The organism is Actinoplanes philippinensis (assembly GCF_900113015.1).
GTDB classification, from domain to species: domain Bacteria; phylum Actinomycetota; class Actinomycetes; order Mycobacteriales; family Micromonosporaceae; genus Actinoplanes; species Actinoplanes philippinensis.
This window is the reverse complement of record NZ_FONV01000011.1, coordinates 190,823-206,314: the sequence shown is the minus strand read 5'-3', so window position 1 is coordinate 206,314 and position 15,492 is coordinate 190,823. Positions and strand designations below refer to the sequence as shown.

Here is a 15,492-nt window from a genome sequence, read left to right as displayed (position 1 = left end):
AATCTCCATTCGCCATCGGCGAAGCCATCGTCCGTCGGTGCGGTCGCGCGGTGTTCGCCACGGCGGAGTGAAAGGCCCCCTCAGTTGACGTATGTCGAGACCCGGACGAACGTCTGGGAAGCCCTGGCCGGACGGGCTCCGGGTGCTCCGTCGGGTCCGGCCGACACCGGGCTCTGGCACACCGTCGCCGACCGGCTGAACCCGGCGAGCGCCCGGCCGGTCCTGCGCTCCGGCATCGAGGTCCGGCACCGTACGGCGGTCCGCGGCGGGCGGTATGTGATGCTCCGCTCGCCCGAGGACGGTGGGCGCAGCTCGTACCTGCGGCTCACCCCGGAGGAGTACCAGCTCGCCCTGATGATGGACGGTGACAGCACGGTGGCCCGGCTGGTCGCCGAGTTCGCCCGGATCGCCGGCCGTCTCGCCCCCGACCAGGTGCGCCGGGTGGTGGCCGATCTGGCCGCCAACCGGATGCTCGAAGAGCTCCCGATGGACGCCTTCCGCCCGCTGCGCGAGCTCCGCCACGAGCCGCTCGCGTCTGCCGGCCGTGGCCGTGTGGTGCTGTCCGTCCCGGTGGACGCTCTGGTCACGACGCTCTACCGGACGGTCGGGCGGTTCCTGTTCACCCGGGTCGCGGTCTGGCTCGGCGCGCTGCTCGCGATGGCCGGGCTGGTCCTGTTCGCGGCCGCCTGGCAGCAGGGCAGCCGCTCGCTGTTCCTGGTGGGCGACTCGTACCTGCTCGGCGCCGGCACCCTGGTGCTGCTGAACCTGTTCGTGCTGGGGGTGCACGAGTTCGGCCACGCCCTCGCGGCGAAACGTGTCGGGCGGGAGGTCCCGGCCGCCGGCCTGATGCTCCACTTCGGCATCCCCTCGGTCTTCGTCGACACCAGTGACGTCTGGATGGCCGGCCGCCGGGCCCGGATCGCGGTCACCGCCGCCGGGCCGGCCACCGCGCTGGGCCTCGCCGGGCTGCTGCAGGTCACCGGCTTCGCCGTGCCGTCCGTCGCGGGGATCGCCTTCAAACTGGCGTTCCTCTTCTACCTGCACACGTTCTTCAACCTCAGCCCGCTGCTGCCGCTGGACGGCAAGTACCTGCTGATGGACTGGCTGGAGATTCCGGACGTACGCGCCCGTGGCCTGTCCTGGCTGTCCGGCCGCCTGCGCTTCCGTGGCCCCCGGTGGCGGATGCTGGACCGGGAGGGCCGGCTCGTCGCGCTCTACGGCGTGCTGGGACTGCTCTGGCTGGTCAGCGCGATCGGCCTGGGCTACCGCCTGTGGACCGACCGGATCCACGGCGTCGCCGTCGGCCTCTGGTACGAGGGTCCCGGCTCCCGCCTGCTGCTGTTCGTGATCGTCCTGGGCGTGGTCGCCCCGCCGCTCTGGTTCCTGCTCGGCCGGCTGGCGCGGGGTGTCCGCCGGTTCCGGCAGCGGTCCGCCGAGCGCGACCGGGAGGCCGACCTGCCCCGCCGGGTGGCCGCCCTGCGCGCCTCCGAGCTGGGTGGCCTGCCCGAGCCGTCGCTGCAGGCCCTGGCCGTCCGCGCCCGCTGGATGCGCCCGCCGACCGGCCGTCAGCTGGTGCTCGCCGGCGAGACCCACGGCGCCGTCTATCTGGTGGTCGAGGGCGCGCTGCACGGCCGTCGCCCCGGCGATCCGGGCGGCACCATCCGCCACCACGTCGGCCCCGGCGGGGTCGTCGGCCTGGCCACCGCGCTCACCGGGCGCAGCGCCCAGCTCGACTGGCACACCGCGGGCGTCACCCTGCTGGCCATGCCCACCTCGACGGTGGCGAGCGTGGTCGGGCCGATGCCCGGCCCGCCGCCGCAGGAGCGGGCCGAGGGCGAGGCGCTGTTCGCCGACACCCCGGCGCTCGCCGCGCTGGAGGAGGACCAGCGGCTCGCGCTGATCGCCGCCGCGCACCCGGTCGATCTGGACCCGGGGGCGCCGGTCATCCTGCCCGGCCCCACCCACGCCGTGGTCGTCGAGTCCGGCGTGATCGCCATGCCGGACGGCGTCGAGCTGCGCCGCGGCACCCTGGTCGGCCCGGTCGGTGACGGCAGCCCCGGCATGGTGGCGCAGGCGCGGACCCCGGTCCGGCTCTGGATCATCCCGGACGCCTCCGACCTGCCACCGCTGATCGGGGCGTACGGGCCCGGCGTCCCGATGCCGGCGCTGCGGCACAGCACCCCGGCGGTGGGGCGGCCCGGCTCGGCGCACCCGCCGCTCGCGGTCCCGCCCGGCCCGCCGGACGCCGACGAGCAGTACGACGTGGACCGGCACTTCGAACGCCGGATGTGGGGCTTCGTCAGCATGCTGCTGGTGTTCGCGCTCGCGAGTCTGCTGATCAACGTGCGCAGTGGCCCGGCGTGGGCCGAGATGCCCGCCCAGCGCGTGATGCTGAGCATCCAGCGCGGCGCCGTCGTCGCGGACACCGGGCGTACCCCGATGACCCTGCAGGCCGGTGAGCAGCGCTACCTGGGCGCCGGCTCGACGGTCGAGGTGCCCGGCAAGGGGGTGGCTCTGCTGACCTTCCCCGGCGGCGCGGCGGTGGTGCTCTGCGGCACCTCCCGTCTCGTGATCAACGGGGTCGGCGTGGAGACCGGCCGGACGTCCGCCCCGTCCGGGACGCTGACCCTGGAGGGCGGCCGGCTGCTGGCCGACACGAGCAGCCCGAGCGGGGCGTTCGCGCCGCTCGCCCTGACCGTGCTGCGGAGCCAGGGCGACGTCGTCAGCGGCGGCCGGGCCTGGTATTCGGTCGACCCGGCCACGGTCGCGGTCTCGTCCGGGGCGGTCACCGTCGGCGGCGCCCAGAGCCAGGCCGACGGCAAGGAGCTGAACTGCGGTGACGGGGTGACGGTCAAGCCCCCGACCGAGGCTCAGCCGAGCGAGGGGCCGGGCGAGGTGCCCCCGATCGAGGAATCCACCCCTCCGCCCTCTGTGGATCCGTCGGTCTCCCCGACTAACGTGGAGTCGTCCTCCCCGGCCACCGAGACCTCGAGCGAGCCGACCAACGGCACCTCGACCAGCGCGACGCCGAGCGTCCGTCCGAGCCGTAGCCGGCCGCCCTCGCCGTCGTCGAGCCCGAGTGCCAGCAAGTCGACGTCGCCGAGCACCAGCCCGCCGACCTCGACGTCGCCGACACCCGACACGCCGTCCCCATCGCCGAGCATTCCCGAGCAGTCGGCGGATCCGTCCAGCGAGTGACAGCGGGCGGCCTCGCCCCGCGACACGTGAGGAGAGGCCGCCCATGCTCTGCTGGTTCTGCGCCGAAGGGGCACGCGCGACGTGCCGGTTCTGTGGGCGCGGGGTGTGCGCCGAACACGCGCGGTTCGGGCCGTACATCCTGGAGGTGACCCGGTCGGCGCGGCGGGACCGGGCCGAGGCGCTGGTGGTGGAGGACGCGGTGCAGTGCGGCTCCTGTCATCCCCGGCCGCAGCCGGTCGCCATGCCCGAGCTGGACTAGCTGTTCACGTACGGGCTGAGGGCGTTCGTCATGGCCTGCCGGAGCACCGTCCTCGGGCGGGCGCCGATGATCGTCGACGTGACCACGCCACCACTGAAGAACAGCAGCGTCGGCATGGACGTCACCCGGTACGCGATGGTGGCCGCCGGGTTCGCGTCGACGTCGAGCTGGGCGACGAGCAGCCGGCCGTCGAACTCCTCGGCCAGCTCGCCCAGCACGCGGGCCATCGGGCCGCACGGCGGGCACCAGGTCGCCCAGAAGTCGACGAGCACCGGGATCGGCGCCGCCAGCACGGTCTCGGCGAAGGTGGCGTCGGTCACCGTGATCAGGGCGTCATCTGGCATTTGATCTCCTCCAACTGGGTCTGCAGGCGGTGCCGGACCGCGGTCAGCTGATCGAGGTAGCCGTCCACCTCGGCCAGCCGGCGGCGCAGCACGGCGGCCGAGTCCGGGCAGACGTGGCCGGCGCTGTTCCCGGCCCGCAGGCAGGCCACGAACGGCTTGATGTCGTCCACGCCGAAGCCGTCGGCGAGCAGCGCACGGATCTCGTGCACGACGCGGAGCTCGCCGTCGTCGTACTGCCGATAGCCGTTGGCGTCCCGGCTCGGGTGGATCAGGCCGTGCTCCTCGTAGTAGCGCAGCGTGCGCGGGCTCGTGCCGGCCCGCTCGGCCAGCTCTCCGATCAGCATGGCCTCGACGGTAGGGCCTGACACCGGTGTCAAGGCAAGGTCGTGACCTGCGGCACGAGTGCAAGATCGTGCGAGGATGGACCCATGGTCGACGGTCCGGTGGCGTTCGTGCTCGGCGGCGGCGGCGTCCTCGGCGCGGTCGAGGTCGGCATGCTCCGGGCGCTCTTCCGCGCCGGGTTCCGGCCCGACGTGGTGGTCGGCACGTCGATCGGCGCGGTCAACGGCGCCCTGGTCGCGTCCGACCCGTCCGAGCCGGTCACCGAGCGTCTGGTCCGGCTCTGGACGTCACCGGAGGCGGCGGCCGTCTACGGCGACTCGATCGGCCGGCAGATGCGCCGGTTCGCGGCCCGTACCCATCTGCACTCGCCGCGCCCGCTGCGCCGCCTGCTGGAGGGTGAGCTGGGCGAGTCGGCGACGTTCGCCGATCTGAAGGTGCCGTTCCACTGCTGCGCGGCGAGCATCGAGCGGGCCGCCGAGCACTGGTTCGACAGTGGACCGCTGGTCGACGCGGTGCTCGCCTCCTCGGCCGTGCCCGGTCTGCTTCCGCCGATGGAGATCGGTGGCGAGCACTATGTGGACGGTGGCATCGTGAACTCGATCCCGATCGGCGAGGCCGTGCGGATCGGGGCGAAACTGATCTTCGTGTTGCAGGTCGGGCGGGTGGAGCGGCAGCTCAGCGTGCCCAGACGGCCGTGGGAGGTGGCGCAGGTGGCGTTCGAGATCGCCCGCCGGCACCGGTTCGCGCGCGAGATGGCGGGCCTGCCGGACGACGTTCGTGTGCACGTGCTCCCGAGCGGCGGTGGGGAGGGCCGGGACGACTCGCCCTGGGCGTACCGGGACATGGCCGCGGTGGGCCGCCGGATCAGCCGCGCCTACACGGCGTCGCGGCGCTATCTGGCCGCCAACGTCAATCCGCTGCCGGAGTCCTGATGGGCCTCCCTCCGGTCTGGGTCCGGCGCCTGGTGATCGCGCCCGTCGTCGTGCTCCTGGCGTTCACCCTGCTCACCACGCTCCCGATTTGGTTGATTTTGGCGCTCGCGGTCTCGCCGCTGGTGCCGGGGCGGCTGCGGGTGCCCCGGCTGGTCTTCCTGGTGATCGTCTACCTGGTGTGGGACGCGATCGAGCTGGTCTCGCTGGCGGTCCTCTGGGTCGCCTCCGGTTTCGGCCTGCGGATCCGCGGCCCGTGGTTCCAGCGCGCCCACTACGTGCTGACCGGCCGCTTCCTGAGCGTCCTCTTCTGGTTCGCGCGCTGGTCGCTGCACCTGGAGATCGACGTGGTCGGCACCGACCCGGACACCGCGCAGCCCGGGCGGCCGGAGATCGTGGTGAGCCGGCACGCCGGGCCGGGCGACTCGTTCACCCTGATCCACGCGCTCGTCAACTGGTTCGCCCGGGAGCCGCGGATCGTGCTGAAAGCCGCCCTGCAGTGGGACCCGGCGGTGGATGTGCTGCTCAACCGCCTGCCCAACCGGTTCATCTCGCCGGGGCGCACCCGGACGGCGACGCTCGAGGACCAGATCGGCGAGCTGGCCACCGGCCTGGACGACAACGACGCCTTCGTGATCTTCCCGGAGGGCGGCAACTTCACCCCGGGCCGTAAGGTCAGCGCGATCGCCCGGCTGCGGGCCCGTGGCCTGCACGACATGGCGGTCCGGGCGGAGGGGCTGCGCAACCTGCTGCCGCCGAAACCGGGCGGGCTGCTCGCCGCGATCGACGCCGCCCCGGACGCCGGTGTGATCTTCGTGGCGCACACCGGCCTGGACCGGATGGTCAGCGTCGCCGACGTGTGGCGCGAGCTGCCGATGGACAAACGCCTGGTGATGCGTTTCTGGAGCGTGCCGCCGGAGGAGGTGCCCACCGGCGAGCAGGAGCGGACCGAGTGGCTTTACGACTGGTGGGCCCGCATCGACGCGTGGATCGACGAGAACCGGCCCGCCCCTCGTCCGCTGTGGACACCTCGCGGGCGGTAGAGGCCCACCGCCGACGGTCACGCCTTGGCGGTCTGCCCCTCGGCGGCCAGGATCTTGACCATCTCCTTCGGCATGGGGGCCACCTCGCCCGCGGGTGGCGCGGCCACCTTGACCTCGGTGCCGAAGTCGAAGTACTTCGCGGTCATCTTGCCCGCCTTCGCATGCAGCACGGTCATGTCGAGGGAGAGCTCGGTGAGCCGCCCCTGGTCGTCGATCTCGGCGGTGAACGGGACGTTGATCCCCTTCTTGCCCAGCGCCCGCAGGCCAGCGTCGGCGCTGTCCGGCGCCTTGGCGAGATCGAGCTTGCCCTGGAACACGTTGCCGGCACGCGTCACATCGACGGCTGCGTCGGTGTAGAGCTGCGTGTTGACCATGTTCTTCGGGTTGAGCGAGTTGCCGGCCGGCAGCGCCGACACGTCGAGGGACATCCAGTCCGCCCCCGAGCCCTGCTCGAGCTTCATGTAAAGGGTCTTGCCGACGAGGCGGATCGAGAACTCCTCGCTGTCGCCGCCGTCCGTCACACGCATGGTCATGTCGGCCTTGCCGCCCGGAATGTCGAACGACCCGGAGGCCTCCAGCACAGACGTCATCGTCATCGAGACCTTCATCGACTCCTTCTCGAGCGATTTCGTCGCGGCGACGAAATCCTCGAGCGGGTCGGTGACCGGAGTGGCCGAGACGGTCGGTGCGGGCGCGGCCGGAGCCGTCCCGCTGGATCCGGTGGCGCAACCACCGATGCCGATGGCGGCGGTGAGCGTCACCGTTGCGGCGGCCAGCCGTTGGAATTTCATATGTCTCCCCCCGTCGATGTCTGAGCGGCGTTCACCATAGCGGGAGGGTCCGACAGATCGCGGCCCGATTTTCCGGGCGATCATGGGAGAGGCATGATGGTTCGGAGGGGTCCGGACGTGTACGTACAAGGGGAGGACTCGTGAGATTCGAGGTCAGCAAGGTCCTCGACGCCATCGAGGCCCGGCTCACCACCGATCCGGCACTTGCCCGGGCTGTGGTGGATCTGGGAGAAGTCGTCCGTTATGCGGATCTCGACGGGGGTCGCCCGGCGAGCCTGGTCCGGCTCGGGCTGCTGGTCGACGCGCTCGGCCGCTACGTCTCCGAGGAGAATGTCCCGGTCTACGTGGTGACGCCGCGTGGCCTGCTCTCCGACACCGACCTCACCTCCAACGAGCGCATGGTGGTCCGCCGCTGGGCCGACGACGGCAAGGTCGAGGTCGTGCCGCAGGTGGAGGACCGGGTGCTCGAGGTGGCCGAGATGCTCGGCCTGCCGGTGCTCACCCGTGACCGCGAGGACCGGTTCCGGGCCAGCCGCCCGTGGGTGACCGAGCCGGGCCGGCTGCTGGCGCTGGTGTCGGCGCAGGGCGGCCCGACCCTGGTGGCCCGGGTGGGCCGGGGTGAGGCGACGCCGCCGGTGCCACGGTCGCCGCTGGGCGAGCGGCTGCTCGCCCGGGTGTGGCGCTGCCCGTCACTGAGCTGCAACAGCTACGGCGACGGTGGTGACTCGGACAGCCCGTTCGCGGACATGAGGACCTATACGAGCCCGGTCTCGCAGCCGCCGCCGGCCCTGCGTGCCGGTGTGCCGACCTGCCCGCGGCACGGTGAGCGCCTCAAGGATGTCGGGCCGCGTCCGGCGACCGAGGTCTTCTCGGTCCGGATCGACGGCGTGATCCGGCAGCGGTTCGTGGTCTCCGAGGACCGGGCGATGGTGGTCGGCCGGGCGCCGGAGGGTGGCTCGGGCGTGATGCTGGGCCAGTGGCTCACCGATGACGCGCGGAAATGGATCAGCCGCGGGCACGTCCAGTTCACGCTGCGCGGCGGCCAGGTGACGGTCACCGACATCAGCATGAACGGGTCGGGGATCCGGCCGGGCGGCTCGATGGACGACGACGCGCGGATCACGCTGCGGCGCGACGAGAGCCGGGTGCTGGCCGACGACGACATCGTCGAGCTCTACCACGCGGTGCTCATCGGCCGGTCGAAACTCTGGGCCAGCGGCGGCAACGTCCAGCCCGAGTCGGTGATGGGCGAGGCCCCGACGATGGCGTTCCGGCCGGTCGGCCGCTGACACCGAGGGGCGCTGCCACCGGCAGCGCCCCTCGGTGTTAGGTGTCCGATCAGCCGCGCAGGACCGCCGCCAGCTGGGCCAGCGCGTGGTCCAGATCCTCCTCGGTGACGACCAGCGGCGGCGCCAGCCGGATCGTCGAGCCGTGTGTGTCCTTGGCCAGCACCCCGCGCTGCGCGAGCCGCTCACAGGCCTCCCGGCCGGTCATCAGCGCCGGATCGATGTCCACCCCGGCCCAGAGGCCGCGGCCGCGGACCGCGATCACACCCTGGCCGATCAGCGCCTCCAGCCCCGCGTGCAGCCGGGCGCCGAGCCGAGCCGACCGCTCCTGGAACTCACCGGTCTCCAGCAGCCGGACCACCTCGGTCCCGACCGCGCAGGCCAGCGGGTTGCCGCCGAAGGTGGAGCCGTGCTCGCCGGGCCGCAGCACACCGAGCACCGCCCGGTCGGCGGCCACCGCGGAGACCGGCACGATGCCGCCGCCGAGGGCCTTGCCCAGCACGTACATGTCGGGGACGACACCCTCGTGGTCGATGGCGAAGGTCTTCCCGGTACGCCCCAACCCCGACTGGATCTCGTCGGCGATCATCAGCACGTTGTGTTCGGTGCACAGCTCCCGGACCCCGGCGAGGAACCCGGCCGGCGGCACCAGCACCCCGGCCTCGCCCTGGATCGGCTCCATGAGCACGGCCACCGTGTTCGGCGTGATCGCGTCGCGGACGGCGGCCAGATCGCCGTACGGCACCACGACGAACCCCGGCGTGTACGGCCCGAAGTCGGCCCGGGCGTCCGGATCGGTGGAGAAGCTGACGATGGTGGTGGTGCGCCCGTGGAAGTTGTCGGCCGCCACGATGATCTCGGCCCGCTCGTCGGCCACGCCCTTGACCCGGTAACCCCACTTGCGGGCCACCTTGATCGCGGTCTCGACGGCCTCGGCGCCGGTGTTCATCGGCAGCACCATGTCCTTGCCGCACAGCTCGGCGAGCCCGCGGCAGAAGGCGCCGAACTGGTCGTGCACGAACGCCCGGCTGGTCAGGGTGACCCGGTCGAGCTGGGCGTGCGCGGCGGCGATCAGGCCGGGGTGCCGGTGCCCGAAGTTGAGCGCCGAGTATCCGGCCAGGAAGTCGAGGTAGCGCACCCCGTCGACGTCGGTGACCCAGGCGCCCTCGGCCTCGGCGACGACCACCGGCAGCGGGTGGTAGTTGTGGGCGGTCCAGCGCTCGGCGTCCGCGAGGGCCTCAGGGGTACGGAATTCCACGGTCGTCACGAGCGCACCTCCAGCGTGCAGCACTTCGGGCCGCCGCCGGCTTTGCGCAGCTCGGACAGGTCGACCCCGATGGTCTTGTAGCCGGCCGCGCACAGGGCGCCGGCCAGGTGGGTGGCCTGCTCCGGCAGGACGACGGTCTCGCCGTCGCTGACCGCGTTCAGCCCGAGCACGGCGGCGTCCTCCGGCGTTGCGATGATCGCATTCGGGAAGAGCTGCCGGAGCACGGATTGCGAACCCGGCGAGAAGGCCTCCGGCAGGTACGCGATGGTGCGCTCGTCGAGCACGCAGAGCGCGGTGTCGAGGTGGTAGTAGGCCGGGTCGACGAGCTGCAGGGTGATCACCGGGCGCTGCAGGAACTCCTGCGTCTCGGCGTGCGACGCGTGTGCGGTCCGGAAGCCGGTGCCGGCCAGCAGCACGTCACCGGCGAGCAGGATGTCGCCCTCGCCCTCGTTGGTGTGCTTGGGCTCGCGCACCTCGAAGCCGCGCTCACGGAACCAGGAGGCGTACGCCGGGGCCTCGTCGGCCCGCTCGGCGTCGCGGAACTGCACCCCCAGCACGCGCCCGTCGACGACGGTGCCGCCGTTCGCGGCGAAGACCATGTCGGGCAGCCCGGGCAGCGGGTCGATCAGCTCGACGGTGTGGCCGAGTCCGAGGAACGCCTGCCGCAGGTTCTCCCACTGGCTCACGGCCAGCGCGTTGTCGTACGGCGCCGTGGGGTCCATCCACGGGTTGATCCGGTACGTGACGGCGAAATGGGTGGGCCGGCACATCAGGTAGCGGCGCTTCAGGCTCATGAGCAGCAACGTTATGCGGGGGTGACCGCCGAACCCCATGGCGTAACCATGCGTGCACCGGCGGATCGTTGCGTGATCAGCAGGGCCTGCGGCGATTCATTGCAAAGGTCCCGGCGGGACGGCGAACCGCCGCCCGAGCCGGGGCCTCAACAAGCTCCGGCGCACCGCCGGAGGTGATCTCCGGCGAACCGCCGGAGGTATTCGGGGCGGGCCGGCCTGCGCCGTCCCGATTCCGAGGGGGTATGTCCGCCGCCACATCATCGGCGGTGAATGTCAGATACCCGTCAAATCCGCGTTTCAAACTGTGTGTCAAGCCACGTCCGGAACTCGGTGACGGTCGGGGTGTCGGTGCCCAGCCACCACAGCTGGCCGGCCAGCGCCAGCACGCCGATCACCACGGCGGCGAGCGAGAGCACCACACCGATCAGGGCGCCGGTCTTGCCCGCCACGTGGCGCTTGCGGGTCGCGAAGACACCGGCGAGGGAGAGGACCAGGGCCACCGCGGAGACGCCCACGCCGTACCCCAGAAGGGGGCCGGACAGCACGAGAAGCGCACCGGCGACCGAAAGGACCAGGCCGAGCGTCGCGACGAAGCTCGCCCGGGCCCGCGGAGCGGGCGTGGTGACGGGAACGGCGACCGGGTCGGAGACGGCTTTGGCGCGCTGGGTCTCGGAGACCGAGGGCTGCGGCGGGAACGTCTGCGGACGGGCCGGCGGGGGAGTGACGGTGGTGTCCGGGCGGACCGGTGTGAGGTTGGCGGTGGTGGGTTCGTCACGTCGCGGCATCACCGGAGTCCGCTCGGTGTCCGCGTCGTCGACGGTCGTCTGGCGAGGGAAGGTAGGGAGCCTCACGTCTGAACCTCCTTGGCAGGTTTGTCAGACCTACATACCCCCACCGCCCGGAAACGACACGAAGGGCACGTCCCGCGAAGGTGACGTGCCCTTTCGAGAACGGGTCAGACCAGCGAGGACACCGCGTTCACATCGGTGGCCTTGGCGATCACGTGGTCGACGAGGCCATACTCCTTGGCCTGCTGGGCGGTGAACCAGCGGTCCCGGTCGGAGTCGCGCTCGATCTCCTCCGGGGTGTGCCCGCTGTGGAAGGCGATCCGCTCGTTCATCACCTGCTTGATGTGCAGCATGCTCTCGGCCTGGATGGCGATGTCGGCCGCGGTGCCGCCGATGCCGCCGGAGAGCTGGTGCATCATCACCCGGGCGTGCGGCAGCGCATAACGCTTGCCGGGGGTGCCGGCGCAGAGCAGGAACTGGCCCATCGAGGCGGCCATGCCCATCGCGATGGTGGCCACGTCGTTCTTGATGTACTGCATGGTGTCGTAGACCGCCATGCCGGCGCTGATCGAGCCGCCCGGAGAGTTGATGTAGAGAGCGATGTCGCGCTCGGAGTCCTCGGAGGCGAGCAGGAGCATCTGCGCACAGATGCGGTTGGTCACCTCGTCGTTCACCTCGCTGCCGAGGAAGATGATCCGCTCCCGCAGCAGCCGGTCGAACACCTGGTCGTCGAAGGACGCGCCGCCGCCCCGCATGGTCGTCTCAATGCTCATGGGAACACTTTCTCCCAGCCGGGCCGTGGATCCCAGCGATTCGCCTCAGGGCGAATCCGCTCACGGCATAATGCCCGGCTACCTTTGGTGCGTGCCGGAGGGACATACCATTCACCGCCTCGCGATCCGCCATCGCGAGCTCTTCGCCGGGCATCCGGTCACCGCCACCAGCCCGCAGGGCCGCTTCGCCGCGGGCGCCGCGCTGATCGACGGGCGGACGCTGCTCGACACCGAGGCGTACGGCAAGCACCTGCTCCACCACTACGAGGGCGAGCACACCCTGCACGTGCACCTCGGCCTCTACGGCAAGTTCGCCGACGGTGAGCTGCCCGCCCCCGCGCCGGCCGGCCAGCTGCGGATGGTCCTGACCGGTTCCGGTCACTGGCTGGAGCTGCGTGGCCCGACCGCCTGCGAGGTGCTCGATCCGGGCGCCGTGGAGGACCTGCGGTCCCGGCTCGGGGCCGACCCGCTGCGTGACGACGCCGACCCGGCCGCCGCGTCCGCCCGTGTCCGGGCCAGCACCAAGCCGCTGTTCGCCCTGCTCATGGACCAGTCCATCGTGGCCGGGTGCGGCCTGATCTACGCCAACGAGACGCTGTTCCGGGCCGGTCTGTCACCGCTGACCCCGGGCGCCACGATCGACGCCGACCGGTGGACGGCGATCTGGGACGATCTGCGGTCGCTGATGAAGGAGGGCGTGCTGCGCGGCCGGATCGACACCGTGCACACGCAGCACACCCCGGAGGCGATGCGGCGGGCGCCGCGGGTCGACCGGCACGGCGGCGAGGTGTATGTCTACCGCCGCGCCGGCCGGCCCTGCCTGGTCTGTGACACCCCGATCGCGCGGGACGAGCTGGCCGGCCGCAACCTCTACTGGTGCCCGACCTGCCAGCCGCCGGTCACGCGGTCGCGGCGGCGTCGCTCGGGCTAGCCGACGGGGCCTGCGACGGCGTGGGCTCCGGGGCGGACGGGGTCGGCGTCGACGGCGCGGGCTCCGGGGTCTCGGCGCCGGGGACGCCGATCTCGAAGTTCTCCACCAGCCAGGGCAGCAACTGCTCGTACGCCGCTGTGGTGTCCGGCTGGTTGAAGTCGTGGGACAGCACGATCGCGCCGGGCCGGGTCTCCTTGCGGACCTGGGCGATCACCCGTTTCACGTGCTGCTCGGAGGTCTCCCCCTCGGGGTGCTCCCAGTCGCGCGGGTCGACCTCCCAGTAGAGGGAGGTCATGCCGTCGCCGTACGCCGTCTTGACCAGCCGGTCGGTGAAGTTGCCGCCGGGCGCCCGGAAGTACGGGATCTGGGCGCCGGGAACCGCCGCACGGATCGCCGCGTTCGTCCGGTTCAGATCAGCCTTGATCTGGTCGGCCTTCTTGCCGCCGATCTTCAGGTCGTGGTTCCACGTGTGGTTGCAGAGCACGTGCCCGCCCTCGACGATCTGCCGCACCAGGTCCGGGTGTCGCCGGGCCTGCGTGCCGACCAGGCAGAACACCGCCTTCACCTGGTACTTGTCGAGCATCGCCAGGATTTTCGGCGTCTGCACCGGGTCGGGACCGTCGTCGAAGCTGAGCATCACGACGCGCGAGCCGGTGGTGCGCAGCGAGTTGAACGGCCCGTCTCCGGCCGGCACCACGACCTGCTGCGGCGCGTTCTCGGTGGGTTTCGCGCCGGGGGTCGACTGTGGAGCCGACGGGGTGGGGTCGGCCGGTTTCTGCGCCGCCGGGGCGCCGGCGATGGCCTCCGGCTCGCGGTCCGGCGCGGGCTTCTTCCGCTCGCTCTTGTCGATCACGCCGACCGCCTCGGCGGCGGCGGTCATCACCGAGGTGCTGCCGCCGTCCTCCAGCGGGATCGTCGGCACGGCGGTGAGCAGGAGGCCGGCGGCGACCAGGGTGCCGAGCAGCACCTGTGGCCGGTTCTTCGCGGCCGCCACCCAGGCCTCGACCGGCATGGTGGAGGGCGCGCGGTGCGCGCCGCCGGTGGCCCGGTCCGGCGCGGTGCGGCCGTTCGGTGAGCGACGGCGGGCGGCGCGGCCGGATTCGGCACGGGCGGCATTGCGGGAGGCGCCATACGAGTCGTACGCCCCCGCGCGGTGCCGTGCCGACCGGGGAGCCGGGACGGTCGCGCCGGAGGCGGTGACGATCGCGGCGCGCAGGCTGGTCAGCCGGGACACCGTGGACTGTCCCGGGGTGTCGTCGGCGACCGGATCGGGCGCCCGGTGCCGGCCGGTGGCCGGTGTGCTCGCGCGGGGCGTCGGCGCAGGTGAGAGGGGGGCGTGCGGCGACATTCGTCATGCCTACCGTGCCGCAAGATCTCGCGCGATACCGAATCGGTCACCGACCGGTCACATAGGGCGATAGTCGCTGCTCACCCGCAGTGATGTCGATAAGTGCAATTTGTGATTGATTCCGCTTTGGGCGTCACTCATCCGTTGGGAGCGTGCTCATCGGTGGTGGCCCGGGCCAGCCAGTCGACCACGTCGCTGACCGAGGCCCCGCCCGCCAGCAGCGCCCGCTGCCGGGCCGCGCCGGTGCCCTGCTCGCGCAGCCGTCCCAGCAGGACGGTCGCCGTCGCGAGGTCGCCGTGCCGCTCCAGCTCCGGGCGCACGTAGTCGAAGAGCTGCCGCATCAGCCGCCAGGCCGGGCGCGGCTCGCGGGTCGCCATGTCGATGTTCAGGCCCTCCAGGCCGTCGTGCGCGGCCCGCCAGTGCGCCGCCATCAGCAGCGGGTGCTCGACGTCGGGCGCCTCGATCCCGGCCCGGACCTCGCGCAGCAGCGTGCCGACCAGCGCCCGGGCCAGCGCGGCCAGCAGCACCGCGTCGTCGGCGGTGGGCATCACGTCGCCCATCCGGATCTCCACGGTCGGATAGTTCGCCGACAGCCGGGCGTACCAGTAGAGCATCCCCTCGTCGAGCATCGCGCCGCTCGCCTCGAGGTCGCTGATCAGCGTCAGGTAGTGCTCGTACGAGCGCAGGTACGGGGTGGGGCCGACGGTGGGCCAGCGCTCCCACATCATCGAGCGCCAGCTGGCGTAGCCCGTCTCGCTGCCGCCGAACAGCGGTGAGTTGGCGGTGGCCGCCTGCAGGACCGGCAGCCAGGGTCGCAGGTGGTTGAGCACCCGTACGCCGGTCTCCGGGTCGGGGATGCTGACGTGCACGTGGGTGCCGCACATGCCGGGGCCGGGGGAGAGGTCGCCGAAGCGTTCCCGCATCCGGTGGTACCGCTCGTTGTCGACGACACGGGCGTTGTGGCCGGCGGCGGGTCCGGTGCCGACCGCGACGAGGCGGGCGCCGGCCCGCTGTGCCGCGGCGCCCACGTCGGCGCGCAGCCGGCGCAGCGAGGACGTGAGATCGTCCAGTTCGAGCTGGGGTGGGCTGGCCACCTCGATCTGGGTCCGGTAGAACTCGTGCTGCACCCCGTCGCGCAGGTCCCCGGGCAGCTCGGCGAAGACCGCGTCGACCGCCTCCGCGGCGCGTGGCTCGACCGCGTCGACGAGCAGGTACTCCTCTTCGACACCGAGGGTGAGCAGGTCGTCCCGCTCCGCCTTCGCGGCGAGTTCGGGCGAGATGGCCGTATCCATGGCACCCGCTTACCCGAGCGGATCTCGGCGGAAACGATCGGCTGTCTTCCATATTGACAACCCTTGGAAACAAGCGTGCAATCTCTGAGAGCGCTCTCTCGACTCCC

General features: G+C 72.0%; 15 protein-coding genes. 6 read left to right on the top strand and 9 right to left on the bottom strand.

The window, feature by feature from the left end; all coding sequences use genetic code 11:
* Positions 1–84 precede the first annotated feature (84 nt).
* Entirely contained in the window at positions 85–3,198 is a 3,114-nt protein-coding gene (locus tag BM290_RS29155; RefSeq protein ID WP_093619112.1) for a cyclic nucleotide-binding protein, read from the top strand.
* Between the two features lie 43 nt (positions 3,199–3,241).
* Positions 3,242–3,457 (top strand): hypothetical protein, encoded by a 216-nt coding sequence (locus BM290_RS29150; RefSeq protein WP_093619111.1) that lies wholly within the window; start codon positions 3,242–3,244, stop codon positions 3,455–3,457.
* Here BM290_RS29150 and BM290_RS29145 read toward each other — a convergent pair.
* Complete coding sequence (locus BM290_RS29145) at positions 3,454–3,801, bottom strand: thioredoxin family protein (protein ID WP_093619110.1); 348 nt, start codon at positions 3,799–3,801, stop codon at positions 3,454–3,456. The genes BM290_RS29150 and BM290_RS29145 overlap by 4 nt on opposite strands.
* Positions 3,783–4,145 carry a MerR family transcriptional regulator gene (locus BM290_RS29140; protein WP_093619109.1) on the bottom strand — a complete coding sequence of 121 codons (363 nt, stop codon included), beginning with the start codon at positions 4,143–4,145 and terminating at the stop codon, positions 3,783–3,785. The genes BM290_RS29145 and BM290_RS29140 overlap by 19 nt, the downstream gene beginning before the upstream one ends.
* A gap of 84 nt (positions 4,146–4,229) precedes the next feature.
* On the opposite strand from BM290_RS29140, the gene BM290_RS29135 reads away from it, so the two are divergent.
* Positions 4,230–5,075: a patatin-like phospholipase family protein gene (locus BM290_RS29135; RefSeq protein ID WP_093619108.1), complete on the top strand. Its 846-nt coding sequence runs from the start codon at positions 4,230–4,232 to the stop codon at positions 5,073–5,075.
* Positions 5,075–6,115 (top strand): 1-acyl-sn-glycerol-3-phosphate acyltransferase, encoded by a 1,041-nt coding sequence (locus BM290_RS29130; RefSeq protein WP_093619107.1) that lies wholly within the window; start codon positions 5,075–5,077, stop codon positions 6,113–6,115. Before BM290_RS29135 ends, BM290_RS29130 begins: the two co-directional genes overlap by 1 nt.
* A 17-nt stretch (positions 6,116–6,132) precedes the next feature.
* Here the strand turns inward: BM290_RS29130 and BM290_RS29125 are convergent, their stop codons facing one another.
* The gene (locus BM290_RS29125; RefSeq protein WP_143133996.1) at positions 6,133–6,990 is read right to left on the bottom strand and encodes a hypothetical protein; all 858 of its coding nucleotides are present in this window, start codon (positions 6,988–6,990) and stop codon (positions 6,133–6,135) included.
* Positions 6,991–7,046: 56 nt separating this feature from the next.
* Between BM290_RS29125 and BM290_RS29120 the strand changes: the two genes are divergently transcribed.
* Entirely contained in the window at positions 7,047–8,195 is a 1,149-nt protein-coding gene (locus BM290_RS29120; protein ID WP_093619105.1) for an FHA domain-containing protein, read from the top strand.
* Between the two features lie 49 nt (positions 8,196–8,244).
* Here the strand turns inward: BM290_RS29120 and rocD are convergent, their stop codons facing one another.
* From rocD to BM290_RS29100, 4 genes are all read right to left on the bottom strand, one after another.
* The gene (gene rocD, locus BM290_RS29115) at positions 8,245–9,459 is read right to left on the bottom strand and encodes an ornithine--oxo-acid transaminase (protein WP_093619104.1); all 1,215 of its coding nucleotides are present in this window, start codon (positions 9,457–9,459) and stop codon (positions 8,245–8,247) included.
* Positions 9,456–10,253, bottom strand: a complete 798-nt coding sequence (gene ddaH, locus BM290_RS29110; RefSeq protein WP_093619103.1) for a dimethylargininase — start codon at positions 10,251–10,253, stop codon at positions 9,456–9,458. The genes rocD and ddaH overlap by 4 nt, the downstream gene beginning before the upstream one ends.
* A 284-nt stretch (positions 10,254–10,537) precedes the next feature.
* Positions 10,538–11,104, bottom strand: coding sequence for a hypothetical protein (locus BM290_RS29105; protein ID WP_143133995.1), 567 nt, complete (start codon positions 11,102–11,104; stop codon positions 10,538–10,540).
* Between the two features lie 104 nt (positions 11,105–11,208).
* Positions 11,209–11,814, bottom strand: coding sequence for an ATP-dependent Clp protease proteolytic subunit (locus tag BM290_RS29100; protein ID WP_093619101.1), 606 nt, complete (start codon positions 11,812–11,814; stop codon positions 11,209–11,211).
* A 91-nt stretch (positions 11,815–11,905) separates the two neighbouring features.
* Here BM290_RS29100 and BM290_RS29095 point away from each other — a divergent pair, with 91 nt between their 5' ends.
* Complete coding sequence (locus BM290_RS29095; protein WP_093619100.1) at positions 11,906–12,745, top strand: Fpg/Nei family DNA glycosylase; 840 nt, start codon at positions 11,906–11,908, stop codon at positions 12,743–12,745.
* Here the strand turns inward: BM290_RS29095 and BM290_RS29090 are convergent.
* Both BM290_RS29090 and BM290_RS29085 read right to left on the bottom strand, forming a co-directional pair.
* A complete protein-coding gene (locus tag BM290_RS29090; RefSeq protein ID WP_239143756.1) occupies positions 12,714–14,093 on the bottom strand; it encodes a polysaccharide deacetylase family protein in 1,380 nt (459 codons plus the stop codon). The two genes, BM290_RS29095 and BM290_RS29090, sit on opposite strands and share 32 nt — an antisense overlap.
* A gap of 137 nt (positions 14,094–14,230) precedes the next feature.
* A complete protein-coding gene (locus BM290_RS29085; protein ID WP_093619099.1) occupies positions 14,231–15,385 on the bottom strand; it encodes a carboxylate-amine ligase in 1,155 nt (384 codons plus the stop codon).
* Positions 15,386–15,492 lie beyond the last annotated feature (107 nt).

Excerpts from the sequence above, each read along its gene's own strand:
- BM290_RS29150 (WP_093619111.1), top strand. The coding sequence starts at position 3,242 with ATGCTCTGCTGGTTCTGCGCCGAAGGGGCACGCGCGACGTGCCGGTTC.
- BM290_RS29145 (WP_093619110.1), bottom strand. The coding sequence starts at position 3,801 with ATGCCAGATGACGCCCTGATCACGGTGACCGACGCCACCTTCGCCGAG.
- BM290_RS29140 (WP_093619109.1), bottom strand. The coding sequence starts at position 4,145 with ATGCTGATCGGAGAGCTGGCCGAGCGGGCCGGCACGAGCCCGCGCACG.
- BM290_RS29135 (WP_093619108.1), top strand. The coding sequence starts at position 4,230 with ATGGTCGACGGTCCGGTGGCGTTCGTGCTCGGCGGCGGCGGCGTCCTC.
- BM290_RS29130 (WP_093619107.1), top strand. The coding sequence starts at position 5,075 with ATGGGCCTCCCTCCGGTCTGGGTCCGGCGCCTGGTGATCGCGCCCGTC.
- BM290_RS29125 (WP_143133996.1), bottom strand. The coding sequence starts at position 6,990 with ATGATCGCCCGGAAAATCGGGCCGCGATCTGTCGGACCCTCCCGCTAT.
- ddaH (WP_093619103.1), bottom strand. The coding sequence starts at position 10,253 with ATGAGCCTGAAGCGCCGCTACCTGATGTGCCGGCCCACCCATTTCGCC.
- BM290_RS29100 (WP_093619101.1), bottom strand. The coding sequence starts at position 11,814 with ATGAGCATTGAGACGACCATGCGGGGCGGCGGCGCGTCCTTCGACGAC.
- BM290_RS29090 (WP_239143756.1), bottom strand. The coding sequence starts at position 14,093 with ATGTCGCCGCACGCCCCCCTCTCACCTGCGCCGACGCCCCGCGCGAGC.
- BM290_RS29085 (WP_093619099.1), bottom strand. The coding sequence starts at position 15,385 with ATGGATACGGCCATCTCGCCCGAACTCGCCGCGAAGGCGGAGCGGGAC.